At 38.1% G+C, this 25,673-nt stretch carries 21 protein-coding genes; 8 read left to right on the top strand and 13 right to left on the bottom strand.

What is annotated here, in order from left to right:
- Positions 1-40: 40 nt before the first annotated feature.
- From ASU31_RS16885 to ASU31_RS16865, 5 genes are all read right to left on the bottom strand, one after another.
- Positions 41-1,375 carry an NAD(P)/FAD-dependent oxidoreductase gene (locus ASU31_RS16885; RefSeq protein ID WP_057933450.1) on the bottom strand — a complete coding sequence of 445 codons (1,335 nt, stop codon included), beginning with the start codon at positions 1,373-1,375 and terminating at the stop codon, positions 41-43.
- 368 nt (positions 1,376-1,743) lie between these two features.
- The gene (gene secDF, locus ASU31_RS16880; protein ID WP_057933449.1) at positions 1,744-4,728 is read right to left on the bottom strand and encodes a protein translocase subunit SecDF; all 2,985 of its coding nucleotides are present in this window, start codon (positions 4,726-4,728) and stop codon (positions 1,744-1,746) included.
- A 450-nt stretch (positions 4,729-5,178) separates the two neighbouring features.
- A complete protein-coding gene (locus tag ASU31_RS16875; RefSeq protein WP_057933448.1) occupies positions 5,179-5,688 on the bottom strand; it encodes a dihydrofolate reductase in 510 nt (169 codons plus the stop codon).
- 77 nt (positions 5,689-5,765) lie between these two features.
- Positions 5,766-6,137 (bottom strand): four helix bundle protein, encoded by a 372-nt coding sequence (locus ASU31_RS16870; RefSeq protein ID WP_057933447.1) that lies wholly within the window; start codon positions 6,135-6,137, stop codon positions 5,766-5,768.
- Between the two features lie 104 nt (positions 6,138-6,241).
- Positions 6,242-7,036, bottom strand: coding sequence for a thymidylate synthase (locus tag ASU31_RS16865; protein ID WP_057933446.1), 795 nt, complete (start codon positions 7,034-7,036; stop codon positions 6,242-6,244).
- A 483-nt stretch (positions 7,037-7,519) separates the two neighbouring features.
- Here ASU31_RS16865 and ispE point away from each other — a divergent pair, with 483 nt between their 5' ends.
- From ispE to ASU31_RS16850, 3 genes are all read left to right on the top strand, one after another.
- Complete coding sequence (gene ispE / locus ASU31_RS16860; RefSeq protein WP_057933445.1) at positions 7,520-8,323, top strand: 4-(cytidine 5'-diphospho)-2-C-methyl-D-erythritol kinase; 804 nt, start codon at positions 7,520-7,522, stop codon at positions 8,321-8,323.
- 72 nt (positions 8,324-8,395) lie between these two features.
- Positions 8,396-8,815, top strand: a complete 420-nt coding sequence (locus ASU31_RS16855; protein ID WP_057933444.1) for an OsmC family protein — start codon at positions 8,396-8,398, stop codon at positions 8,813-8,815.
- Between the two features lie 95 nt (positions 8,816-8,910).
- Positions 8,911-10,077 carry a trans-sulfuration enzyme family protein gene (locus tag ASU31_RS16850; protein WP_057933443.1) on the top strand — a complete coding sequence of 389 codons (1,167 nt, stop codon included), beginning with the start codon at positions 8,911-8,913 and terminating at the stop codon, positions 10,075-10,077.
- A gap of 175 nt (positions 10,078-10,252) precedes the next feature.
- Here ASU31_RS16850 and ASU31_RS16845 read toward each other — a convergent pair whose 3' ends face one another.
- Positions 10,253-11,509: a hypothetical protein gene (locus ASU31_RS16845; protein WP_167346198.1), complete on the bottom strand. Its 1,257-nt coding sequence runs from the start codon at positions 11,507-11,509 to the stop codon at positions 10,253-10,255.
- Positions 11,510-11,670: 161 nt separating this feature from the next.
- Between ASU31_RS16845 and ASU31_RS16840 the strand changes: the two genes are divergently transcribed.
- From ASU31_RS16840 to ASU31_RS16830, 3 genes are all read left to right on the top strand, one after another.
- Positions 11,671-12,375: a DNA alkylation repair protein gene (locus tag ASU31_RS16840; protein ID WP_057933441.1), complete on the top strand. Its 705-nt coding sequence runs from the start codon at positions 11,671-11,673 to the stop codon at positions 12,373-12,375.
- A 74-nt stretch (positions 12,376-12,449) separates the two neighbouring features.
- Positions 12,450-13,172, top strand: coding sequence for a pirin family protein (locus ASU31_RS16835; protein ID WP_057933440.1), 723 nt, complete (start codon positions 12,450-12,452; stop codon positions 13,170-13,172).
- A 152-nt stretch (positions 13,173-13,324) separates the two neighbouring features.
- Positions 13,325-13,618 (top strand): hypothetical protein, encoded by a 294-nt coding sequence (locus ASU31_RS16830; protein WP_057933439.1) that lies wholly within the window; start codon positions 13,325-13,327, stop codon positions 13,616-13,618.
- 227 nt (positions 13,619-13,845) lie between these two features.
- On the opposite strand, the gene ASU31_RS16825 is transcribed toward ASU31_RS16830, so the two are convergent.
- From ASU31_RS16825 to tgt, 6 genes are all read right to left on the bottom strand, one after another.
- A complete protein-coding gene (locus ASU31_RS16825) occupies positions 13,846-14,124 on the bottom strand; it encodes a LapA family protein (RefSeq protein WP_057933438.1) in 279 nt (92 codons plus the stop codon).
- Between the two features lie 3 nt (positions 14,125-14,127).
- The gene (locus ASU31_RS16820; protein ID WP_057933437.1) at positions 14,128-16,932 is read right to left on the bottom strand and encodes a TolB family protein; all 2,805 of its coding nucleotides are present in this window, start codon (positions 16,930-16,932) and stop codon (positions 14,128-14,130) included.
- A 1,095-nt stretch (positions 16,933-18,027) separates the two neighbouring features.
- The gene (locus tag ASU31_RS16815) at positions 18,028-18,267 is read right to left on the bottom strand and encodes a hypothetical protein (RefSeq protein ID WP_057933436.1); all 240 of its coding nucleotides are present in this window, start codon (positions 18,265-18,267) and stop codon (positions 18,028-18,030) included.
- Between the two features lie 931 nt (positions 18,268-19,198).
- Positions 19,199-20,077, bottom strand: a complete 879-nt coding sequence (locus ASU31_RS16810; protein ID WP_057933435.1) for a DMT family transporter — start codon at positions 20,075-20,077, stop codon at positions 19,199-19,201.
- A gap of 2 nt (positions 20,078-20,079) precedes the next feature.
- Positions 20,080-21,183 (bottom strand): LptF/LptG family permease, encoded by a 1,104-nt coding sequence (locus ASU31_RS16805; RefSeq protein WP_029276231.1) that lies wholly within the window; start codon positions 21,181-21,183, stop codon positions 20,080-20,082.
- A gap of 1 nt (position 21,184) precedes the next feature.
- Positions 21,185-22,315 carry a tRNA guanosine(34) transglycosylase Tgt gene (gene tgt, locus ASU31_RS16800; RefSeq protein WP_057933434.1) on the bottom strand — a complete coding sequence of 377 codons (1,131 nt, stop codon included), beginning with the start codon at positions 22,313-22,315 and terminating at the stop codon, positions 21,185-21,187.
- 141 nt (positions 22,316-22,456) lie between these two features.
- Between tgt and ASU31_RS16795 the strand changes: the two genes are divergently transcribed.
- Positions 22,457-23,674 (top strand): glycosyltransferase, encoded by a 1,218-nt coding sequence (locus ASU31_RS16795; RefSeq protein WP_342438296.1) that lies wholly within the window; start codon positions 22,457-22,459, stop codon positions 23,672-23,674.
- A gap of 26 nt (positions 23,675-23,700) precedes the next feature.
- On the top strand, positions 23,701-24,336 hold the full coding sequence (gene rsmG / locus ASU31_RS16790) for a 16S rRNA (guanine(527)-N(7))-methyltransferase RsmG (protein ID WP_057933433.1): 636 nt from the start codon (positions 23,701-23,703) through the stop codon (positions 24,334-24,336).
- A gap of 80 nt (positions 24,337-24,416) precedes the next feature.
- Here rsmG and ASU31_RS16785 read toward each other — a convergent pair whose 3' ends face one another.
- Complete coding sequence (locus tag ASU31_RS16785) at positions 24,417-25,391, bottom strand: M28 family peptidase (protein ID WP_057933432.1); 975 nt, start codon at positions 25,389-25,391, stop codon at positions 24,417-24,419.
- Between the last annotated feature and the right edge of the window lie 282 nt (positions 25,392-25,673).

Below are 25,673 nucleotides of genomic sequence, written 5' to 3'. Positions count from 1 at the left end.
ACAAATTTTTATCATCATAAGTTACCTTAAAGATTAAAGATTACGAAACCTTAACTTCTTCTTTTACAGCTGGTACTTCGTCTCTATAATCCACACTTCGATCTTTTGCAAAGGTTCTGATGATTAAACGGGTTCCTCTGTCATAACTGAAATAACTCCAAACCCAATTTACGAAAACAATAATCTTGTTTCTAAAGCCTACCAAAGTCATTAAGTGAACAAACATCCAGGTAAACCATGCGAAAACCCCTTGAAAACGGATTTTGCCAATATCTACAACGGCTTTGTTTCTACCTACTGTTGCCATTGACCCTTTATCGAAGTATTTAAATTTTTCTAAAGGTTTATTTTCTTTGATGTTGATCAGGTTTTTGGCCAGGTGGTGTCCTTGTTGGATGGCTGCAGGAGCAACTCCAGGATGGCCATTTGGTGTTTCTTCATCAATAATAGCGGCAACATCACCAATGGCATATACATTTTGATAACCCACCACTAAATTCTGCGTGTCAGTTTTCAATCTGCCGCCTCTTACCACTTCGGCTTTATCTAAACCTGCCAACACTTGCCCCTTAACACCTGCACTCCAAATTACCGTAGAACTTAAAATCGGTGCTTTATCCTGTAAAGTAAGCGTATGGCCGTCATAGCCCAATACCCTGGTTTCGTTCATGATTGTAACGCCCATATCGGTAAGGAAATCTTTGGCTTTTTTCTGCGCCTGTGGCGACATCACACCTAATAATTCAGGCGAATTTTCAATCAGGTAAATGTTCACCTTGCTAAAATCCATTTCAGGATAATCGTTCGGAATAACGTGTTTTTTAAGCTCTGCAATGGCTCCGGAGGTTTCAACACCTGTAGGGCCACCTCCAACTACCACAAAGTTTAATAAGGCGCTCTTTTTATCTACATCTTTTTCAATCAGTGATTTTTCGAAATTCTGTAAAATCAGACTTCTCAAATCCAGCGCCTCCGGGATGGATTTCATTGGCATGGAGTTGGCCTCGATTTCTTTATTGCCAAAGAAATTACTGGTAGAACCTGTGGCGATAACCAAATAATCGTAATTAATTCTGCCGATATCAGTCTGTAAACAATTTTCGGCTGCGTTAACTTCGGTGACTTTGGTTACCCGAAAAATGAGATTTTTTTGTCCTTTAAAAATCTTTCTTAGAGGGAAAGCGATCGAATCGGCTTCTAAACCTCCTGTAGCTACCTGATAAAGTAGGGGTTGAAAGGTATGGTAGTTATGTTTATCGAGCATAACCACCTGAAAGGGTTTGTTTTTTAAACGTTTAGCTAACTCAATTCCTCCAAATCCACCGCCAACTATAACTACTCTAGGGTATTCGCTTTTAGGAAGTTGTAAATCCATTTTCGTATCGGTTTATCTATTGCTAATGTAACAAAAAGATGGCCAAAAGGTTTAGGAAATGAGGTTTTGGCAGTTATTCTTGCTTAATAATAAAGATATAACGCTGGCATGACGAAGCAGAGTTTTCTAGGTTTTGCTGCACTATTTTAAGTTAATTAAACCTGATGGGAGTGGGCATCCCGATTCTTCATCGGGATAAAACGAACAGCAGGACTATATGAACCGACGAGCTACAGGTACTGCTTTTCAAAAATCAAAAAAATATAGCAAATAACTTTGTGTTCTTTGTGCCTTCGTGGTTAAAAAAAGGCACAAAAAAAAGCGCCCCGATACATCGGAGCGCTTATATATTTTAAGAAATTAATCTCTTACTTTTTCTTCTCGGCTGAGCTACCCAAATCGATTACGATAGGAGTAGAGATACATAATGATGAATATGTACCGATGATACGACCGATTAACAAGGCGAAGATAAATCCGCGGATGCTATCGCCACCGAAAATAAAGATTACCAATAACACGAAGAATACGGTTAATGAAGTTAAGATGGTACGACTTAATGTACTGTTCAACGCGAAGTTGATTAAGTTGTTACGCTCTTCACCATGTAAATCTTCTTTACCAGATTCTTTTAATTTCTCACGGATACGGTCGAATACAACAACTGTCTCTGTCATGGTGTAACCCATTACCGTTAAAATTGCGGCGATGAAATCCTGACCGATTTCTAATGAGAATGGCATAATACCATCTAAAATAGTGTAGAAAGATAATACCATTAACACATCATGGAACAATGCGATTACTGCACCTAAACCATACTGCCATTTTTTGAATCGTACTACAATATAGATAAACATGAATAAACATGAGATCAATACTGCATAGAAAGCACCGTTTACGATATCACTTGCAATGATAGGCGTTACTTTTTGTGAACTTACGATTTCATATTTAGAACCCGCTAAACCTTTGTTTAAAGCATCTTCTACAACTTTATCGGTTTTAATATCCTGATCTTCGATGTGGAAAGTAGTGGTGATTTTTACCTGACTATCTTCACCTGCAGTTTTAACCTCAGGAGTTTCGTTACCGAAAACCGGGTTTAATTTGGCTTTTAAATCTTCAGTGTTAACTGCTTTATCGAAGTGAACTAAATAAGTTCTACCACCTTTAAAATCTACACCTAGGTTTAAACCACCATTTTTGAAATACATACCAATACCAGCAATAATAATGATGGTAGAGATTACATAGTAAATTTTACGACGGCCAACAAAGTTGAAACTGATATTTTTAAATGCATTACGGGTAATGCTGTTATCGAAACTTACATCGATTTTGCGGTTTAATAACGATTCGAAAACTACTCTCGAAATGGCCACAGCTGCAAATAATGAAGAAAGGATACCGATACATAATGTAGTTGCGAAACCTTGAACCGGACCGCTACCGAAAACGTAAAGGATAGCACCTAAAATGAATAAGGTAACGTTTGAGTCGATAATTGATGGCATTGCATGTTTAAAACCTTCTTTAATTGCAGTAGCCGTATTTTTGCCATGGGCAAGCTCTTCACGTACACGCTCAAAAATAAGGATGTTTGCATCTACCGATAAACCAATGGTTAACACGATACCCGCAATACCAGGTAAGGTTAATACTGCACCAAGTGATACCAGGATACCAATAATGAAGAACAAGTTGATTAACAATGCAAAGTTAGCAACCCAACCTGCACGGTGATAATACAACGCCATGAAGATTAAGATTACGATAAAGGCAATTACGAATGAAATTAAACCATCGTGAATAGCTTGTGCACCTAAAGTTGGACCAACTACGTAGCTACCTGCAATACGCGCAGGAGCAGGTAATTTACCAGCTTTTAAGATGTTAGATAAATCTTTAGTATCTGCTTGGGTAAAGTTACCAGTGATTGATGAAACACCACCAGCAATTTCGTTCTGTACGGTAGGAGCAGAATAAACCTGGTTATCTAATACAATTGCAATAGATTTTTTGTTGTTTGGATCAGCAGCAGCTTCAGCAGTAATTTTTTTCCATTTAGCAGAACCTTCGCTAGTCATGTACATGGTTACTTCTGGTTTACCTTTTTGATCAAAGTCTGCACGCGAATCGCTGATTGCCTCACCACCTAAATCTGGTTTGCCATCAGCACTAACCACTTTAATTGCATATAATTCGAAAATTTTCGAACCTTCTCTAGGTTTAACACTCCACATAAATTTCATCGTAGATGGAATAGATGCAGCAACTTCAGGAAGTTTTAAATAAGCATTAACCTTTGCAGTATCTTTTTGTAACGACATACCAACAACTGCACCTGGCATTAATTGTTGTTGTCCGTTTTCGCCTTGATAAATAGGAAGGTTAAGAACAGCATACAATGGATTAGATTTAATCAATTCAGCTTTAACTGCGCTAGAATCTTTTTTACCTAAGCCAGCAAGTTTGCCACCTTTAGCCGTAGTGTCTTTAGCAGCAGCTTTTTCTAAACCAGCTAATTTACCACCAGCAGCCGGAGCAGCAGTTGTATCTTTAGTTGCAGGCGCATCCGCTTTTAATGTTGCAGCTAAAATTTTATTAATGTTTTCTAATAATGGTGCAACTTCTTGTACCTGGTATACTTGCCAGAACTGCAATTCGGCAGAACCCTGTAAAAGTTTAGCAATACGCTCTTTATCTTGTACACCTGGCATTTCGATTAAGATACGGTTGCTACCTTCTTGTTTTTGCATGTTCGGACTAACAACACCGAAACCATCAATACGTGAACGTAAAACTGTAAATGAACGATCGATCGCACTAGTAGCTTCTTTTTCCAAGAAAGATTCAACATCGCCATTGCTTGCGTTAGGTTTTAACTGAGATGCATTATCCTGGTTAGAAAAATAATCTGCAAGTTTTACTCCAGGGCTTAATTTTTCGAATTCATCAACAAAAATTTTGATGTAATCTTTACCACCGGCATTTAACTGGATCTGTGCGTTCTGAACTGCTTTGTTAAAGTTAGCATCAGTAGGGTTGCCCGCTAATGATTTTACCAACTCTGCTAACGATATCTCCATCGTTACGTTCATTCCGCCTTTTAAGTCTAAACCCAAATTAATCTCTTTCGCTTTTACCTCTTGATAGGTAAATCCAACTACTGGATAAACTTTCACGGTACTCATCGAATCTAAGTAAGCCTTTTCTTTGGCCAAATCACCCTTCGCAGCGTTTTTTGCGTCTTTTTCCACCTTGGATGCTACCAAAGTAAAAGAAAGTGCGTACGCACAAACGATAGCCAATACTATCGCTATAAACTTAATAAAACCTTTTCCTTGCATTGTTTGTTTAAAATAATTTGTCTTTCGCTGTTTTTTAACAAGTCGGCAAATCTAATTAAATTTTTAAATTATAGAACCCCTTAATTGATAATTTATTAACATTAATTTTTATCGGGCAATAATCCTTCGGGATTCATCAGGCAGAATTCATTTCGGAGGACTAAATTTAGAATGAAATTGATTTAGAAAGCAATTGCAGCAGCTTTTGGGCCTGGTCCCATCCCGCTAATGTTTTAATCTTTTTTGTTCAGTCGTGCTGAAGCACGAAGCATCTTTTCCATATGTGGGTTCTTAGACACAAAGATGCATTTTAGATCTTTCTATTGAAAAGCAATAGCTGTGTTTCTTTGGCCCCGATACTCCCGATGGCAGGGGAAGAAGCGGAATAGCTTATGGGATAAACTTTGCGCTCTTTGCGAAGTTCTCAGCGTTCTTTGCGGTTAAATTGAGTTAAATTCGCTCTAAAACCTCAAAAGTATAATCGTATTTATTCTTTTCGTCGGCTTTATGGGCTTCGCAGCTGATTACTTTCCATTCGTTCCGGTCAATTTCAGGGAAAAAAGTGTCCGCATCAAAGTTGTGATGGATGGTGGTTAAATAAAGCGTGGTAGTTTTGGGCAAAGCTTGTCTATAAATTTCAGCCCCACCTACAATAAATACCGGTTTTTCTTCTGTTTTGGTAATTGCTAAAGCTTCATCCAAACTGTTTACCACTTCAACACCATCGATTTTTAAATCCGGATCTCTGGTAATTACAATATTCCTGCGGTTTGGTAATGGTCTGCCAACAGAATCGAAGGTTTTGCGGCCCATCACAACCGTGTGTCCCAATGTGGTTTGTTTAAAGAATTTTAAATCGGCTGGCATATGCCATAAAAGCTGGTTGTTTTTGCCTATTGCAAAATTTTCGCCTACAGCTACGGCTATTGAAAGCGAAGGGCTTTCTAGTTCATTAGTCATTAGTGATTTGTTTATTAGTGTCTGCAAAGTGCATTAGGGCATAATTTCTAAGTATGATCCTAGTATGCGTCGACAAGTTAAAACTTGTTTAAATTTTTTCCAATATATTTTATATAAGCATTCAGTTTTAAATGGATTGTTTGCAATTCGATATAAAGTTCTGAATAACAGTCTTCAGATATCAAATTTCTGTTTTTTGATTTCCGAAGAAATGATTTTACTTCTAGAATCGAACCCCGGCTGTAATAACAAAAGTTTTTGTTCTCTTTATAATGGTATCGGCCATATCCTTCAGCAATATTAGCGCTAATCGAATCTGCCGCTCTGCATATTTGTTTTCCGATGGTGTCTTTGGCGAAATAATCCCATTCCATAACGATATCCCAGATTTTATCAGAAATTATCTCTGATAGGTTATAGACTTCTAAATCCTCTAATTTATAATTCATGATTTCTCTTGATTAAGTAAATTAAAGGGATGATTTTTTAAAACAGGGCATTCAATTCTGCACCCAGACAAATGAACCAATGACTAATGACTAGTGAACAAATGTTACACCGCCACTATCCCTTTAATATGCGGATGTGGTTCATAATTCTCCAGCGTAAAGTCCTCAAATTTGAAATCAAAGATGCTTTTTACATCAGGATTGATTTTCATGGTTGGAAGCGCTTTAGGCTCGCGGCTTAATTGTAGGTTAGCCTGTTCGATATGGTTATTGTATAAATGTGCGTCACCGAGCATATGGATAAAATCTCCGGCTTCTAAGTCGCACACCTGCGCCACCATCATGGTTAATAAAGCATAAGATGCAATATTAAAAGGTACGCCCAAGAAAATATCGGCACTGCGCTGATATAGCTGGCAGCTTAACTTCCCATCGGCCACATAGAATTGAAAAAAAGCATGACAAGGAGGTAAAGCCATATTTTCGATTTCGGCCACATTCCAGGCAGAAACAATAATTCTCCGTGAATCGGGATTGTTTTTTATCGTATTGATGATATTGGTAATCTGATCGATATGCTGCCCATCGGGTGTTGGCCAGCTTCTCCACTGCGAACCATAAACCGGTCCCAGATTGCCGTTTTCATCAGCCCATTCATCCCAGATGCGAACACCATTATCTTTCAGGTATTTAATATTGGTATCGCCGGTTAAAAACCAGATTAACTCATGTATAATAGATTTTAAGTGCAGTTTCTTTGTCGTCACCATCGGAAAACCTTCCTGAAGGTTAAAACGCATCTGATATCCAAAAACGCTTATGGTTCCGGTACCGGTACGGTCGTGCTTTTGAGCGCCATGATCAAGCACATGCTGCATTAAATCTAAATATTGTTTCATACTGTTCTGATAATTTACAAATATCTAAAATTTATCAGGTGTTGTAAATCATTTTTATACACACTGGGCATTTACTAACATTGTGCTGATAATTGTTTTTTGGAAATGAATGTGCTGTGCCAATGGCAGCCACCTGTCCTGCTTTTCGTTTCAAGTCCTCGCTGCGCTATGGGCTTTCCACTACAATCAGGTTTGTAATTTACGGTTTCTTCATCAACCCCGATAGAAGTAGCAACTGGCCCCTTAGCCCCGGGTGCAGTGTTACCCTGCAGCGAGGAGGAACGACGAAGCGAAGCGTAAAAGCGGAACACGGGAACAAGGTAAGCGTAGAACCACTACAATTGCGCTCCAAAAAAACCTGACTATATAAAATGTAAAGAAACACGACCCCATAAAAAACACTTTTGTATGTTTGCAGTTAGAACCGCCCAATGGTTTCGGCACCATGGACTCACGACTTAAGACTCACGACTCAGGACTATCATGCTATCTTTTCCCAACGCAAAAATAAATCTAGGCTTAAATATCACCGAAAAACGTGCTGATGGTTATCACAACCTCGAAACCGTTTTTTATCCGATCAATATTAAAGATTCGGTCGAAATTACCGATGTGGAAGAAACTTCGTGCAAAATCCATGGCATTGATATTCCCGGCGATGCGAATGATAACCTGTGTTTTAAAGCCTACCAATTGGTAAAAAAGGATTATGATATCCCAGCACAGCAGATCAATTTATTGAAAAACATTCCAGTTGGTGCAGGTTTGGGTGGGGGATCGGCAGATTGTGCTTTCCTGATCAAATTATTAAACGATAAATTTAGTTTGGGGATGTCTGTTGATAAGATGGAAGATTACGCCCGTAAGCTGGGGGCAGACTGTGCTTTTTTTATCGAGAACAAACCTGTTTACGCATTTAATAAAGGTGATGAATTTGAAAAGTGCGAAATAGATTTGTCAGCCTGGTTTAAAGTTTTGGTAAAACCGCCTGTACACGTGAGTACGGCCGATGCTTATGCACAGGTAAAACCGCAAAAACCTTTGCAATCGTTAAAAGAAATCATACATTTGTGCCCAACAACATGGAAAAATAAGGTTATCAACGATTTCGAGCTATCGGTATTCGCAAAGTATCCCCAAATTCGTCAAATAAAAACCAGTTTATACGATGCAGGCGCAACATTCGCTTTAATGAGTGGCAGCGGTTCGTCGGTTTTTGCAATTTTCGACCATCCGGTTAAATTGCCCGAACTGGAAGAAAATAACTTAGTATTTTATAATATTTAAAAGAGGTAGAAGGTTGGAAGGTAGAAGGCTTAAGGTCTTGATACCTGATACTCAATACTCTATACGATTAATATGAACATAAATCTAATCCGCAAGAGCGGTAAATTTAATTTTGAAGCAGAAAACGAGAGCGGTTTTACCGTTGAGTTGGATGCAAAAGCTGCCATTGGTGGCGAAGGAAAGGGTTTCAGGCCGATGGAGATGTTACTGGTTGGATTGGGTGGCTGCAGCGGTATTGATATGGTAAATGTATTAACCAAGCAGAAAGAGCCACTTGATGATATTAAAATCGCTATAAATGCCTCAAGAAAAGAGGAAGAAATGCCACCGATTTTTGATGTAATCGATATTCATTTCGATTTATTTGGCGATTTAAGCGTTCAAAAAGTAGAGCGCGCTCTAGCCATGACTTTTGATAAATATTGTTCCGTATCGAATATTTTGGGCCGCTCTGCAACTATTAATTTTACTTACAAAATAAATAAGGTGTAGAATAGGTGTAGGGTAAAGGGTTTAAGGTCTCAAATCTTATGTCCCACATCTCAAATCTCATGTCTCACATCTCAATACTTATATCTAACAATACAATGAAATCCGAAAATTTTGAAACCATAGCTATACGCACTCAAACCGAACGCAGTTTGCACAAAGAACATTCGTCGCCAATTTACCTTACTTCGAGTTATAAATTTGAAGATGCGGAAGAAATGCGTGCTTTGTTTGCTAACGAAAAAGAGGGGAATGTATATAGCCGTTATTCAAATCCAAATACATCAGAATTTATCGAAAAAATGTGCCTTTTAGAAGGGGCTGAAGATGGTTTCGCCACAGCTACAGGTATGGCTGCGATTTTCACTACATTTGGCGCGTTTTTGAAAAATGGCGACCACCTGGTTTCGAGCAGATCGGTTTTTGGTTCTACCCATCAATTATTGACCAATGTTTTTTCTAACTGGGGTGTAACTTTCGATTATGCCGACCTGGATAAACCACAGGATTGGGAAGCTTTGATTAAACCTAATACCAAAATGATTTTTGTAGAAACGCCATCTAATCCAGGTATCGACATTATCGATCTTGAATTTTTGGGCGATCTGGCTAAAAAACACAATGTATTACTGGTTATTGATAATTGTTTTGCCACACCATATCTGCAACAGCCGATTAAGTATGGTGCACACATTTCGATCCACTCGGCTACCAAATATATTGATGGACAAGGAAGAGTATTGGGGGGCGTTATTTTAGGGACTAAAGATTTAATTGCAGATGTAATTGCTTTTGCCCGTCACAGCGGACCGGCGTTATCGCCTTTTAACGCATGGATTTTATCTAAAAGTTTAGAAACTTTGGCCATCCGTATGGACCGTCATTGTGAAAATGCATTAAAAGTTGCAGAATATTTAGAAAAACACCCGAAAATTAAACTGGTAAAGTATCCTTTTTTACCATCGCACCCACAGTACGATATTGCCAAAAAGCAAATGAAACAGGGTGGCGGCATTGTAACCATTGTGGTTGAAGGCGGTATAGATGCTGCACGCAAGTTTATGGACGGTCTGCAAATGTTCTCTATCTCCGCAAATTTAGCTGATACGCGTTCTATTGCAACACATCCTGCTACCAGTACACACAGCAAACTTACCGAAGAACAACGTAATGAAGTTGGTATTGAGCAAGGGTCCATCCGTTTATCAATTGGTTTGGAGCATATCAACGATATTTTAGCTGATATTGAGCAGGCACTGGCTTAAAGGATGATATCGTCATTTCGACCGTAGTGTTCCAAAGGAACTCCTTCGGAGGAGAAATCTTTGTACTATGATAAAAGATTTCTCCATTTCGCTACGCTTCAGTCGAAATGACGGATTTTCTCAACGAGATAGATTTAAAATGATGATATAGCCTCTTTTTATTTGATTAAGGTTTCTATTCGTATTTTGAAAAATCTACCGCAAATATACAACGGTTAACCTGATTGCCATTTTGAGCTCCGGCATTGGGTTCAAATTCTGTTAAGCTCCATAAATATCCGTATTGCGCTTCAAGATATAACGATTCAGCGCCGTATGGCCATCTATATCGAACGGTATTGGTATCACCATCCGTATATCTTGCTAAGCGGGCAGTAGATCCGTAAGATTCGCTAGGCGATCCGGTGCAAGAAAGCCAGGTCCTGTTTCCTTTCCTAAAAACACCTTGTATCCCATGTGCATGATCTGAAGTAAATAGGCTGTTTTTTGGAATCACTGTTTGTATACCTGAATTCTGCAGTTCTCCCGATGTGTTTATCGGGAATCCGAATATTTTGGGAACAATCGATGCATCTGCACTTCCGGCATAATATTGCCCTGTCCATAATTGGTTGTTTTCGTAATTTACCTGTACGGTTGAAAAAGGACTTGCATCGTTAATTTTATAATAACCTATTTGTGGAAGGATGTATCTGTAATTAAAAGCGTAAAGATTTCCACTGGCATCTTTGCCACACTTATTATCAGTACCTGTTCCTGTAGTCACTTCAATAATTTTGTCTAAATCGAATACCCTTAAGCCCAAACTTGTACTGCTTAAATAAACCTTACCATTAAAGTAAGCTACGCCGCCTGCGTGTACATTTAATGGCGCATAAGTGCCATATTGCGTATAATCTAGCGTGCCGGTTGGAAGTGTAGGCTGTACCAGTAAAATGTGTCTGTAAGTTAAATAAGTACTCGAACTTGGGCTGATGTCGATAAGGGTTATTCTCGATCCTTTGCTCTCCGCAGCATCTTTGGCATACCAGCTTACCAATAAGTAACGTACCCCATTTCTGGAGAAACCAGCGATTCCCTGAGGGCGCCATATAGACGTAGTTTCATCATCTTCATTCCATCTGATACCCCTTACCCTGTTTTCTTCAGGAACGTTAAAGCCATATACTTCAGTATAAGCACTGCCGCCAATAGCCTGGCGGTTTTTATCAATTTGTGTTGGATTTAAAAATGAAAAACCCGTGCTGATGTAGCTTGATGTATTCGTGTAGGCATTTACGCTTGCGGCAGCGCTGGCTACTGTAGTGTTAGCCATCAGCATATTTTTCTTTTGGTTTGTTGTGCTGGCCTCCTCTTCAGATAATTTGTTCTTTTTGCAGGAAAATGTGAATAGGCAAGACGCTAATAGCATCCAAATGACGTTTTTTTGCATGGGTTTTAAAAGGTTGATTGTTATGGTTAAACTTAAACAAGTTTAAAAGATCGATGTAAACTTAAAACCGAAACGGTGTTAAGGATTGGTTATGTTATAGTAGTCCAAATTGTTTTGTCTAGACTTCGGAAGTCTTTCAAAAAAACTAAATTCGTATTATTATGAATGATCTAGATTTTGTCCTTTCTGAATTAAAATCCATCAGTGAGCCTGAGTATTTAAAAAAGATGGCTCATTTTGGGATCGATATTTCTAAAGCTTTTGGTATTCGTGTGCCCAATACCCGCAAGCTGGCCAAACAGATTGGTAAAAACCAGGAACTGTCTTTACTGCTTTGGGAGACTGGATTTCATGAAGCCCGGCTTTTAGCAACCTTTATAGGTGATTATAAAGAAGTGGGAGAAGCGCAAATAAATGCATGGACGAATGATTTTAGTTCCTGGGATATATGTGACCAGGCTTGTGGAAATCTTTTCGTTAAAACGCCTTATTTTAAGTCGAAAGCTTTTGAGTTTGCCAAAGCTGAAGCCGAATTTGTAAAACGTACCGGTTTTGTGCTGATGGCCGAGGCTGCCGCGCATCTCAAGAAAGAACCCGACGAAACATTTCTGGGTTTTCTTCCAATCATTGAAAGAGAAGCATACGATAACCGGAATTTTGTTAAAAAGGCAATTAACTGGGCATTGAGGCAAATCGGCAAACGAAATGTTTTCCTGCATGAGCATGCCATCCAAACCGCAAACAACATCCTGGCTCAAAACAATAAAAAAGCAAACTGGGTAGCTTTAGATGCCTTGAGAGAGCTAAATAGCGATGCGGTGCTTGCCAGGCATGTTAAACGCCCAACGCTAAACACTTCGCGCTAAACTTTCTTACCCTACATCAATGTTTGGTAAACATCGCTGCTGTAAATTTGTATCATAAACAAGAAAGGAAATTTATGTCACAGTTTATTTTGCACAAAGAAAACACCCGCGGTCATGCTAATCATGGTTGGTTAGATGCACACCATTCATTCAGTTTTGCCAATTACTACAATCCAGAAAGGATGCACTTCGGAGTTTTAAGGGTTTTAAATGACGACAGTATTGATGGTGGAATGGGCTTTGGCTCGCACCCACACGATAACATGGAAATTATTACCATTCCATTGGCTGGTGCAATTGCACACAAAGATAGTATGGGTAATTCAGCAGTAATTAAAAATGGAGAAATCCAGGTAATGAGTGCTGGAACAGGTGTTAGCCACAGCGAGTTTAACGCAAATGCGGATGAGCAGTTAAATTTATTGCAGATCTGGTTGTTCCCGAACAAGAAAAACGTTACACCACGTTACGATCAGCAAACATTGGATGTTGCAGCGAGGCACAATAATTTTCAGCAGATTTTATCGCCAAACGCTGATGATGCTGGCGTATGGATTCATCAGGATGCCTGGTTCTCGCTGGGTAAGTTTGATGAAGGTTTTGAAACAGCATACAAAATAAAAAAAGCTGGAAACGGTGTTTATGCTTTCGTAATTAGTGGCGAAGTAACCATAAACGGACAAGTGTTGAGCAAAAGAGATGGATTAGGCGTTTGGGATACCGACAGCATTAGTTTTAAAGCCAATACTGCAGATGCAGAGGTTTTATTGATGGACGTTCCGATGGAACTGAATTAATTTAGAAGAATCGTCATTTCGACAGAAGTGTTCCAAAGGAACTCCTTTGGGGGAGAAATCTTGGAGTAGAGACCAAGTTTTTCTTACCGATGAAAATTGGTGTACTGTCGGAATGGCGATTTGTTTTTTGATATATTTTTAAACTTAAGACTATGCAAACTACTATACTTTATATTGGCCGGGATACAGAAATTACTGCAGTAATGAACCGATTGCTAAATGCCAGGCCCGAATGGAAGGGTTTGTGTGTTTGTAAAAATGAAGAGGCTATTTCCATTTGCAAAGAACAGCACATTGACTTGGTTTTACTCGGAAATGGAATCGATCAGGAATCAGAGTCCGAACTGAAAAATAAACTTCTTGCCTTAAGGCCAGGCCTGAAAATTATCCAGCACTATGGTGGGGGTAGTGGGTTGTTATATGGTGAGATAATGTCGGCACTTTAACTACGAAAAAAATACCCGTCATTTCGATAAATAATCTATTGCATAAAAACCAATGTGATTGACAGAAAGTTTAAGAAGATCACTATCCCAAGTCGCCGTCATCTCGAGCGAAGTGCAACAAAGCCGAGAGATCTATCGAAGCAGATCTCTCCATTTCACTGCGTTCCAGTCGAGATGACGATTTTGCTATTGAGTATCAGATCATAGAATCCTACTAATCCTAACTCTTAGCTAATATAATCCCTATCCTCGTCGCTCAATTCTTTTTTATTCGAAACCGGTTGGTTTCTTTCGATCTCATCATCATAACTGCTCACTGTTTTCCGCGGACGGCCAACAACGAAGCCGATGATAAAACCGATGATGATGCAAATACCGATAACCAAAAGTTTGGATACTGGAACAGTCGTAACCAGGAAATCGAAATCAACAGGTTCGGTATTCACCATTAAAAATATGGTAAGTAATGCGGTTAGGATAATGATGGAGATTGTTTTTGCGCTCATGGTTTAAAAGCTATAATTAAATGAAAACTCTAATATCGGATTTTGATTGTAAATCTGATTAACAAAAACCAATCTCGCTCCTAAATCAACAACAGGTTGATAGCGCAAAAGGTTTACACTGGTGTTTAATTCTACTCCATAAGTTTTCGGATCGTTAAAGGTTGTGCCCTTGCCAATGTTCTCGTAATGGCAAAATAAACCTGCCCTAAAATTTCTCACGTAAGCGAAAGGACCCAACTCCCAATCGGGAAAGGCAAATGGAAAACGGTAATTAAAAAGTAGACTGTTCTGCAGTTTGTTTTTTGCTAAGATGTTGTTATATCCATACACGGTTGCAATCTCAGTGGCATATTGGTTTACACCACTTGCTTTCTGGTAATTGAAGCTTGCCAGAAAGGAATGGTTTTTAGCAAAGCCAGGAAAGTAAAGGAAACTTTCGAGTGCTAAGATTTCTCCTTTTAAGTTTTTATCGAAGGGTTGGTGATTATAAGTTGCCCTAAACACTTGTGCCCACCTGGGGGCAATATCTCTTTCGGTAGTGCGTACACTGTGGTTGAAAGTAAAATTGTATTCCATCGGAAATTTAAGCTCGCGTATAAAACCGGTTGGCATATTTTCTGGCATGTACCTTTGCGTAAAACTAGTTGCTGCATTTAAGGTAAAAGCATAGTTCTCATTGCGCATGTTGAACGATAGCGGAACCGATGCATTAAGCTTGATGTAGTTCTCTCTCCAATCGCCTTGTTGTACTGCGTTTTTAGCTCTGTAGAACGTTCTTTTCGGGCGATTGCGATACAATACACTAAATACAGGAAAAAGTGCCTTATAGCTAATATCTGCTGTGTACTCAAAACGTTTTAAATCGCGGTGGTATTTTGCACCCGTATAAAAGTCCATCGTGTTGAGCAGATTGTTTGATTGCAGCTCCAGACCGAAAACATATTCGTTGTCGATTACAGGGATGATGCTGTGAAAACTGAAAAGATTTAAAGCCTGATGATAGTGCTTGGCTTGGTAGGTGCTGTCTGGAATCTTGTCGAAAACATTTCCTACATTTTCCTGCTTTTCTGCAGCTGCGGAGAAATCCACAAAGTTGTTTTCGCCAACTGGTTTTTCGGTCAATACGCTCTCCGCAATTTCGTAGCCATTGATTTTATAGTTGTTAAAAATGATTTTTCCATCGGCAGTTTCGCTAGGGTTAAAGGCCCCATACTTGGAGGCGCTGAGTGCATTTATTTTTTTCGAATCAGGGTCTATGCTGTAGATATTATCGATCCCATTAAAGTGCGCATTGAAAACAATTTTGTCGTTAATAAAGACCGGGCGGCTTAGCTGCTGTCTGCTGTTAGAAATCAATTGCATTTTTTTTTCTCCGTCAATCAACCATAAACTTTTTCCTTTTTCATTTACGCTGATATAAGCAATCTTATTTCCTGATTGATCAAAGGAAGGCATCTGCAGGATTTCGTTTTCAAGGTTAGGATAGGTCTTTAAAATTTTTCCCGAGCCTGCATCCAACTCAACCAGGTTGAACTGATTGTTCAGCTCCACTTTTGAAGCGATAATTTTCTTTCCATCGTTAGAAAGGCTGGGAGAGAAGAGCCGGCTTTTACTGCTTAATTTGTTGAATTTTTTGGTCTTCAGATTATATGAACAGATTACGCTGTAACTCCGTTGTTTGTAGCGCGGATCGTAGCGTATTTCATCCCAAACCAAAAGGTCGTTTTTTAAGCTAAACCAAGGCTGTTCCTGGTAGCCAATTCCGAATAACTTTTGCTCCGATTTATCCTCGTTAATAATCACGAAATATCGCGCATCTGTCTTGCTTTCTTTTAGGGTTAAAACCTGGGTTTTATTTAGCCGGACAGGAAGGAAATAATCGGTTGCTAAATCGGGTTTTTTATTTAAGCTTTCATAGCTTTCTGTAACAGATTTTTCTTGCTGTATTTTCCATTTTTCAGCAAGCTTGTTTTGGGTGGAAAGAAAGTATGTTCTGGAGTTTTGCTTTGTGAATTTTTTTAAGCTCTGTGAAAAGGGGTACGGCCTTACTGGTCTTTTTCTAATGTCGCTAAGTATACTGTCGGAAATGAACTGCCCATATTTTTCTTTCATATCCGATACCATCAAATATCCGGTTTGATAGTAGCCAGGAGTTACGTCTTTGTTCGAGCCGAAATAGGCTTTGCTATAAGAGATTTTTTTGCCTTCTAAAATTGAAGCCCGGTAAGGCATGATCCAGTTGGGCTGCCTGCCTCTGCCCGAATTAGTCAGAGCGGTTTCGTTAACCACTGCGTCGCCTTCGAAAAACCAGGTGGGAATACCCGCGCCAAAGTAAGCGAAGTAAACCAGTTCAGGAAAGGGGTGTGCTTGTGTTCCTGTCAATTTGTCAAACTGGGCAATGTGTCGAAGTTCGTGAACGGCGAGGTTGTTTAGCCAATCCTGGCTGTCAAAAAACTGAGGTGGGGTGGCATAGAATTCAGACTTCTTGGGTGCGAGCTGAACAAAGCCATTTGCCACGGTTCCCCGGTTCTGGAGTAGGAGTGGAATAGCGGTTTTTTGCTGCCTTAAACCCAGACCTATTTTAGGGTAGATAAAGGGTAGGGTATTGGCCATTCTTTGGGCTTCTTTCTCCAGTTCTTGCGGATAGATGATTTTAAAGCCACCTGAATAAATATAGTTCCATTTTACACTAAGTGGGTTTTGTGCAGTGCTGAAAATCTGTCCAAAAACCGATAGTGATGTGAAGCTTAAAGTAATTGCACTTAAATACTTGATAATTAGTATTTTGTTTGATATGTTTAAATTCATCTAAATTCTTTGCTAAAATATTTAGTTTTTTAAAATTTGCAAGGGTTGATATTTGTGAATATTTAATTTATATAAAATTATTTAAGTTATTGATTTTTAAATGTTAATGAATTTTATATAAATTCTTAATTTGTTGATTTCGCCTTTGTTTTTTAATGAATTTTACTGTTGATTAAGGCTTCTCTCAATATTTTTAATCGCATTAACTTTATTGATTTAATTTACACTTATTAATCGATTTTCTTCGAAAATTTTATTGCCTTTTTTAATTTTTGTATAGTTTTTTAGAATTTGGTCAGACTCAGGTAATGGCTTAAAATGCGACTGGATTTTGTAATTCTAATCGATACTTTTTGGCTTTTAATGCTGGAAGAATGGCTAGCATTTTGGTCAGGATTATGGGCTTTAAAATTGACTTTCAGTATGCGAGAATCTGCTTAGAAATCGCGTTCTGTCTATAATGTTTTGAAACGAAATGCATGGCGCAAATTGGTTATTCAAAATCGCTATCAATATCTGAGATTAGATTGTTGTGACAAAATGTCTTTATTTTTGGGCGATAGCTCGAGGCGTATTTTGGTGATACTTCTTCTCGCTCTTCGTGTTTGTTACTCAGTTCTGATGAATATGATGCAGTTGAAATGCAGGTAATGCCGCCATGAATTGTGGACTTAATCCAACTTCAAGTCTGGTTTTTAACCTCGATTTCTTGCTTTAAATTTGATCTTAGAGGTTTAAATTGTATATTTTTTCATCGTTCTAAGTGCTAAAATCTCTAATAATTTGACCTTATAATGCAATTTCCTGACGATATTCGTGAATAACGATGTTTCTTGAGTGTTTTAGAGTGATTTTTGTTTTTATTCGAAAAAGTGTGTTTATTGATGTTTAAATGAGGTTTTTTATTCTTTTAGCCTTTATACCTTCGAAACTCAAAATTGGTGGCTCTTTCTCGTTTGCAGGAGAAAGAGTATACTTAAAATTAGCTTTACGGCTGTAATTTTTGCCCGTATTTTATGGTGATTAACTATAAAATGCATTGTCTTTTTTTACTCCTTTGCTGGGTTTTTATTCTGGTTGAAAACTCTCCTGAACTCAAGGTTGGGATAGTTTAGACAAGCCATCTTGTTTTACTTGTGGTTTGGTAACGCAGCATTGCATGAAATCTGAACATGAAATGCCTTGCATTTGGTGTCGATTTTTAACATAAATTTTAGTTTTTTTCTTTGTTGTTTTAGCTCTATTTTCTGCTGATTTAATTAGCTTTTTATTTGAGTTTTTAACCACTTTAACTATCTGTTTTTTGCTGGCTTTGTATAGTTGATTTTTGTTCATATTTTGTTGACCAGTTATCCTCCATTTTGCTATTTTCAGTAGGCTTATTTTTAACTAAAACAGGTTAATAATTATCTTATGATTACAGTGCTTTTTTAGTTTTGAAATGGCTAATATTTTGGTCGATTTTTATATCATAATTTTCATTTTATCAACGCTAACTCTGGTCTTCAATTAGAGGGTTTAGTTGATAGCCGATTGAACATTTTTTAGTATGAAATTCTTTGTTTATCAAGTTTAAGGATTAAGCCTTGAACTTGTTTGCAGTATCCGATTTAAAACTGTTTATACAAGCTATGTTCGAGTATACCTGATCTTATTGCTGGATAAATGTATCTTCTTCGTTTGCTGAGATACACAATTGATGGTAATGGAATTCCGCCCTTTTGATTTATGAATTTTTACCCAATAATATTAATTCAGCTCAATAATTTTGAATGGTGATTTATCTTGCTTCAGCTATGTTTCGGTATGGGCAGTTCTATCTTCGAGGAAGATGTGCATACTTATGATTAATGCTTGTTTTTGATCTTTTACTTCCCGATAGATTGCATTTTTAAGCTGTAATTCTCTTCATCTAAAACTGTCGTCTTTGTGCTGGTGGTTTGATTAAGCTTTAGCTATGTTGCATGTCTGAAAAATTAGATTTTTGATTCCTTGGATGTTCGTTCGTTGCTTTTAATTATTAACTTTTGCATCTCTATATAAGGACGAGCTGGATACTTTTATGATACGATGTAAGCGTAGTGTTGACTGGCTTTGATAATCTTCCTCATTGCGCTTTTACCTAATCTTTACCAAGAAATTTAGTTGAGAGAATTTGAGTATTGAGCTGTACTGCAAAAATTAAGCTCGGTGAATAGTTACGACTGAAACTGTACGTTCGGCTGGTAGGATTACTAAAGAAAATTTAAATTTCTATAGTTTGTGTTTACAGTTGGTTCTTTCTCTTTTTGTAGATCGGATAGAGAAAAATAGAGGCCAGGATAATGGTTGCGCCAATATAAAATCCACCTGTCATTTGTTCTTTGCTTTGAAAGAAAACGAATGCTAATACTATTCCATACACAGGCTCCAGATTGGTAATTAACGCGACTCTAAAAGCCGATAAAGTCCTCATTACCGCAACACCTGCAACGTAAGCAACGGATGTACAAAGTGTGCCAAGAAGAATAAGAAAGAACCAGTTTTTAGCACTTAAGTTGAATGCTGTGTGCAACAGTGTACCATCATATAAACGGTATAAAGTGATCCAGAAAAGGGCACCAACGAGCTCATAAAAACTGATGATTGAAGGCTCGCTTTTTTGTACCAAAGTAGAATTTATAGTGGAAAAAAGGCTTGATGCGACTGCTGCCAGCAAACCAAAAATAATTCCTAAAGTATATTGGCCTTCGAATTTAAAGATCATATATATTCCTAGAATGATCAATAAACCAATCAGAATATCGCCCATTTGTATCGGCTGTTTTTTGATCAGCGGTTCTAATATCGCAGTGAATAAAGTAAAGGAAGAGAGGCAAACTAAGGTTACCGAAACAGTAGAGACCTTAATGGCATGAAAGAAAAATATCCAGTGAATGGCAACAATTCCTCCAGTTAAAAAGAATTGAATGAACTGTTTTTTAGTAATCTTAATGTTCTTTTTGGTGATTAAAAACCACGCAAAAAGTGTAGCTGCGGCAATCAATACCCGGTACCAAACCATGGGCACCGCATCGATAGAAATCAGTTTGCCGAGCACGCCCGTAAAGCCCCAAACAAATACAGTAAGATGAAGGATGAGTAAATTCTTTTTAGTGGCGTCCATCGCTATTTTGGTGCTTTTCTCAATAGGTAAAAACCTAATAAGCCAAAGAATAATGTAGGCATAATAACAGCCGCAAAAGGTGGTAACCCACCTTTGGTAGAAAACATCTGTGTGAACTGATTAAATACGATATAAGCGAAGCTAATGAAGATTCCGATCCCTAAAGATACACCAACGCCTCCGCGTACTTTACGCGACGATAGCGCTACGCCAATCAGCGTTAATACAAAAGCTGAAAGTGGGTGTAGATAACGTTTGTATTTTTCAAACTGAAGATCGTTCATTACTCCTGTTCCGCGGATTTTTTCTTTCCTGATCTTATCAGATAGCTCCTTAGTGGTTAAATTTTGTACCACATTATCATATGCCGAAAAATCATCCGGACGCATATCCAGGATGGTATCCTTTAACTTCCCGTTACCATAAATCATGGTTTCTTTCAGGCCATCGATCTTGCGGATGGAGTAGTTGTTCAACTGCCATTTGCGTTTAAGCGAATCCCATTTTATATTTTCTGCAACGATCTTTTTGGTGAGTACATCTCCACTGAAATTATCCAAAGAAAACCGGTATCCTGAATTCGTTTTGTTGTCAAAATTATCAATGTAGATATAGGTTTTGTCATCCAGTTTCATATGGATGTTTGATTTTGTGGAAGGATCATTACGTTTTACATAGGTATTCTCGAAACTATTTTTTAAGGTATTGGTATAAGGGAGGATGTATAGATTTGAAAGTAAATTGGCTGAGAAAATAATCGTCGCCGACACCAGGTAAGGAAATAAAAAGCGGTTAAAACTTACTCCACCGCTTAAAATTGGTACAATTTCAGTCTGATCGGCCATTTTTGCTGTAAAGAAAATTACCGCAATAAAATTGATCAGCGGTGAAAGCATATTCACATAAAAAGGAATAGAGCCTGCGTAGTATTTAGAGAGAATACCCCAAAAACTCAGGCCACTTTTCATAAAATCATCCATCTTTTCCGACAGGTCGAATACTACAATAATGATCACAAAAATGGCCAGGGTATAAATAAATGTACCCAGGTATTTCCCGATAATATACTGATCGATGATTTTTATCCTTCCTTTTAACAGATTCATTTTATAGCTTATTGCCTAACACTTTAACCATTTTGTTTTTCCACTCGTAAAATTCACCAGCAATGATCTTTTCCCTGGCCTGTTTTACCAGCCAAAGATAGAAATGTAGATTATGCAAGGTAGCAATTTGAGCGCCAAGCATCTCCTTACTATGCACTAAATGTCTTAAATATGCTTTACTGGTTACTAAATCCACATGAAGATCGCTCTCCGCATCCAATGGAGAAAAATCGTTCTCCCATTTTTTGTTCCTGATGTTTATAATTCCATTTCTGGTAAAAAGCATGCCATTTCTGGCATTTCTGGTTGGCATTACACAGTCGAACATGTCGATACCCAGTGCAATATTCTCCAAAATATTGATCGGCGTACCCACGCCCATTAAATAACGTGGTTTTTCTTCTGGTAATATATTACACACCACTTCTGTCATGGCATACATCTCTTCAGCTGGCTCACCAACAGATAAACCGCCAATTGCATTGCCCTCGCGGTTCATGCTGGCAATAAATTCTGCCGATTTTATACGCAAATCTTTATACACCGAACCCTGAACAATAGGGAAAAGGGTTTGATCGAAACCGTATTTAGGTTCGGTGCTATCAAAACGGGCACAACAGCGTTTTAACCAACGGTGCGTCATTTTAATGGATTGCGCTGCATAAGTATAGTCGCACGGGTATGGCGTGCACTCATCGAAGGCCATAATAATATCGGCACCTATGGTACGCTGAATATCCATTGCATATTCTGGCGTGAAAAGATGTTTCGATCCATCAATATGGGAGTGGAAAGTAACGCCTTCTTCTTTAATTTTACGAACTTTACTTAAAGAATACACCTGGTAGCCGCCACTATCTGTTAAAATCGGGCGGTCCCAGCCAATAAATTTGTGTAATCCACCAGCTTTTTCGAGGATATCTAGCCCTGGTCGTAAATATAAATGGTAAGTATTGCCTAAAATGATTTTTGCATCAATATCATCTTTCAGTTCGCGCTGATGTACGGCTTTTACCGTTCCTGCAGTGCCCACAGGCATAAAAATAGGGGTTTGTATTTCGCCATGAGCAGTTGTTACCGTTCCGGCTCTGGCTTTAGATAGTGGATCGTTAGCCTGTAAACTAAATTTCATCTGTTTCTATTTATTTTTCTCCAATTGTTAGGTGGAGCTTACCACCATCAAATTAAGTTTTATTAAAACTAATTGTTATTTTGATGGTTGGCGGTTTATACGTGTTTTTTCTCGTCGAAAATCTGCCAAAAATAGCAAAAATTGAGGGCATATTTTTGTTTAATTTTTTATCCACATAAAAGTGATTTACAGATTAAAAATGAGAAATTTGCGCCTATTTATTTTACCATCGTGATATTAACCCTGCTTGAAATTATTCTGCTCTCGATATTGGCTTTTTGCCTTTTGGTTCAGCTTTACTATGTACTTTTTGTTCATTTGAAATTGGCCAATGTAAGCATAGAAGAGATCCCGTTATCGGCCCAAAAACCAGTAAGTGTAATTGTTTGTGCCCGAAACGAAATTGTCAATTTAGAGCAGTATCTGCCTGCATTATTAAGCCAGGATTATCCGGAGTTCGAAGTTGTGGTGGTTAATGATCGCTCTTGGGACGGTACAGAAGAGTTTTTAGAACAATTAGAGAAGAAACACCGTAACCTGAAAGTAGTTAAGATTTTAGATAACGATAAATTTATAGCAGGTAAGAAATTCGCGGTAACCATGGGCATAAAGGCCGCCAAATACGATTGGTTGGTTTTTACTGATGCAGATTGTACGCCAGCTTCTGAGCATTGGTTAATGGATATGCAGCAGCCTGTGGATGAAAATACTGAAATTGTTTTGGGCTACTCGCCCTATATGAAGAAAAGAAGTCTGCTAAATGCTTTAATCCGCTTCGAAACTTTTTTTACAGCTGTAAATTACCTGGCTTTCGCCTTAAAAGGCATGCCGTATATGGGCGTTGGACGTAATATGGCTTATAAAAAATCGCTTTTTTTCAAAAATAAAGGCTTTGCAGCGCACATGCATATCCCATCAGGAGATGATGATTTATTTGTAAACGCACACGCCAATAAATACAATACAGAGATCCGTTTACATCGCGATAGCCATGTTTGGAGTGAACCTAATAATACCTGGGGAGGTTACCTGAGGCAGAAAAAGCGTCATTTTGGAGCTGGAAAGTTCTATAAATCGAAGCATAAGTTTATTTTAAGTCTTCAGATTGTTTTTCAGTTTTTGTTTTATGCGTTCTTTGTCGCATGTATGTTTTTTAGCCGTGAGACGCAATATATAGCTTTAGGAATCCTCGGATTAAGCATCATCATCAGGTGTTTTATCTATCCAAAATTGCTGAAACGCTTAAACTATAGCGATTTGCGTTGGTGGTTCCCGATTTTAGACATACTTTTGTTTCTGTTTTTGACCCTGAACGGATTTTTAGCCTTGTTTGGCAAGAAAAAAGTAAACTGGAAATAATTCAATAATCCTTTAGCAATTACAATATGCTTGATGTAAAGCCTGATATCGTTTTAAAATATTTTCCTAACCTAAGTGAAAAACAGATTGCTCAATTTTCGCAATTGTTTGATTTATATAGCTTTTGGAATGCACAGATTAATGTAATTTCGAGAAAGGATATCGAAGAGTTATATGAGCGCCATGTATTGCACTCGTTGGGGATAGCTAAAGTGTGTACTTTTAAAGCTGGCGAATCAGTTTTAGATGTAGGTACAGGTGGTGGTTTTCCGGGCATCCCATTGGCAATCTTGTTTCCAGAAACGCAGTTTTATCTGGTCGATTCTATCGGAAAAAAGATTAAAGTGGTCAAAGAAGTGGCTTCGGCATTAGGTTTGGAGAATTTAAGGGCCGATCATCTACGGGCAGAGCAGATTAAAGAGAAATTTAACTTTGTGGTATCGAGAGCAGTTACGCGTTTGGGCGAGTTCTATCCATGGATACAGGGCAAATTTAAAAAAGACTCGTTAAATGCCATTCCGAACGGGATTTTGTATTTAAAAGGAGGTGATTTGGCAGAAGAGATCAAAGAATCAAAACTGAAAGCAGAGTTATATCCGCTTTCAGCTTATTTTGAGGAAGATTTCTTTGAGACCAAATATGTGGTTTACGTACCGCAGTAGTTATTTTTTTTAAAAAGGATAGCCTGTAATCGTAACTTCTTGCCAAATAGGGCAGGTTCAGATTTATATCAATCAGTTTGTTAAAATCTTTCTGATTTTCTTGGATTGTCCATCATGATCATTTTATCTTTTAACAACTGTTGTAAGCCGGTTTGTTTGTCGATACTCTTTACAACATCTAATACAGCACTTGCTGCATTGCTAAAAAATTGCTTGGTAATGGTAGAATATTCGTCGCTGGCTTTGTGGTAATCTTTGTGATCTTCTACACCAAAATATAAGAACGGGATATTTTTAGCATTAAATGCGCCTTGGTCGCTTTGGTTTGTCCAATCATCGTGACCTTGTTTTGGATCGTCGTGGCCGAAAAGTAATTTGATATTGGTTTTAGTCGTATCTACATACTTCTTTAAATCAGGATATTTGAAAGTTCCGCATATATAGAGCTCACCCTTATCGCTATGGCTGATCATATCCATATTCAGATCAATGGCTATAGTATTAATAGGCACTGGTGGATTGCCTACAAATGCCTTTGCACCTTGTAAACCCATTTCTTCCGCATCGAAAGCCGCGAAAATAATCGTATTATTTGGCTTGTTTTTAGCGAAATAGGCGGCAATTTTTAATAATCCTGCAGTTCCCGATGCATTATCATCTGCACCGTTAAAAACTTCGTCTTTTATTACACCTAAATGGTCGTAATGGGCAGATACCACAATAACATTGGTTCCTTTACCCGGAATGTAGCCGATGATGTTGGTGCCATTTATTTTTGTATTGCCTCTTCCATTAAAAGTGAATTCCTGGGCATAGTTTACATGTTGAGGATAAGATTTTAATCCTAATTTTTGAAATCTTTCTATAATGTACGCCCTGGCCATTTCAGCACCTTTTGTGCCGGTTTTTCTACCTTGATAAGCATCTGACGATAATACCTCAACATCTTTTAATAATTGGGCATCTAACTTGCCAGAGGCAGTATTGTTTTGATTTTTTACTGATGAACAGCAACTTAGGATCATGGCTAAGGGGAGGATATATAGAATTTTCATGATTATTTTTTAATAAGTTGGGTTCGTCATCTCGACTGGAGCATAGTCCCGACGTTAAGTCGGGAGAGAGATCTATTGATGTAGATTTCTCGGCTTCGTTGCAATCGCTCGAAAGGACGATTAGTCGTTTAAATTTTCCTAAAGATATTAATTATTAGGATATATAGAAGGCATCACCCTGAACCGAGCCTTAGCGAGCTCACCGAAGGTAATTCATTTCAGGGACTTTATTGCAGGAAAGATACTGACCACAAAGTAGCTATTAGACTTTTAAAAACAATA

The sequence above is a fragment of the Pedobacter ginsenosidimutans genome, assembly GCF_001442625.1.
Classification (GTDB): Bacteria; Bacteroidota; Bacteroidia; order Sphingobacteriales; family Sphingobacteriaceae; genus Pedobacter; species Pedobacter ginsenosidimutans.
The sequence above is the reverse complement of the archived record's forward strand: the minus strand, read 5'-3'. Positions and strand labels throughout refer to the sequence as shown.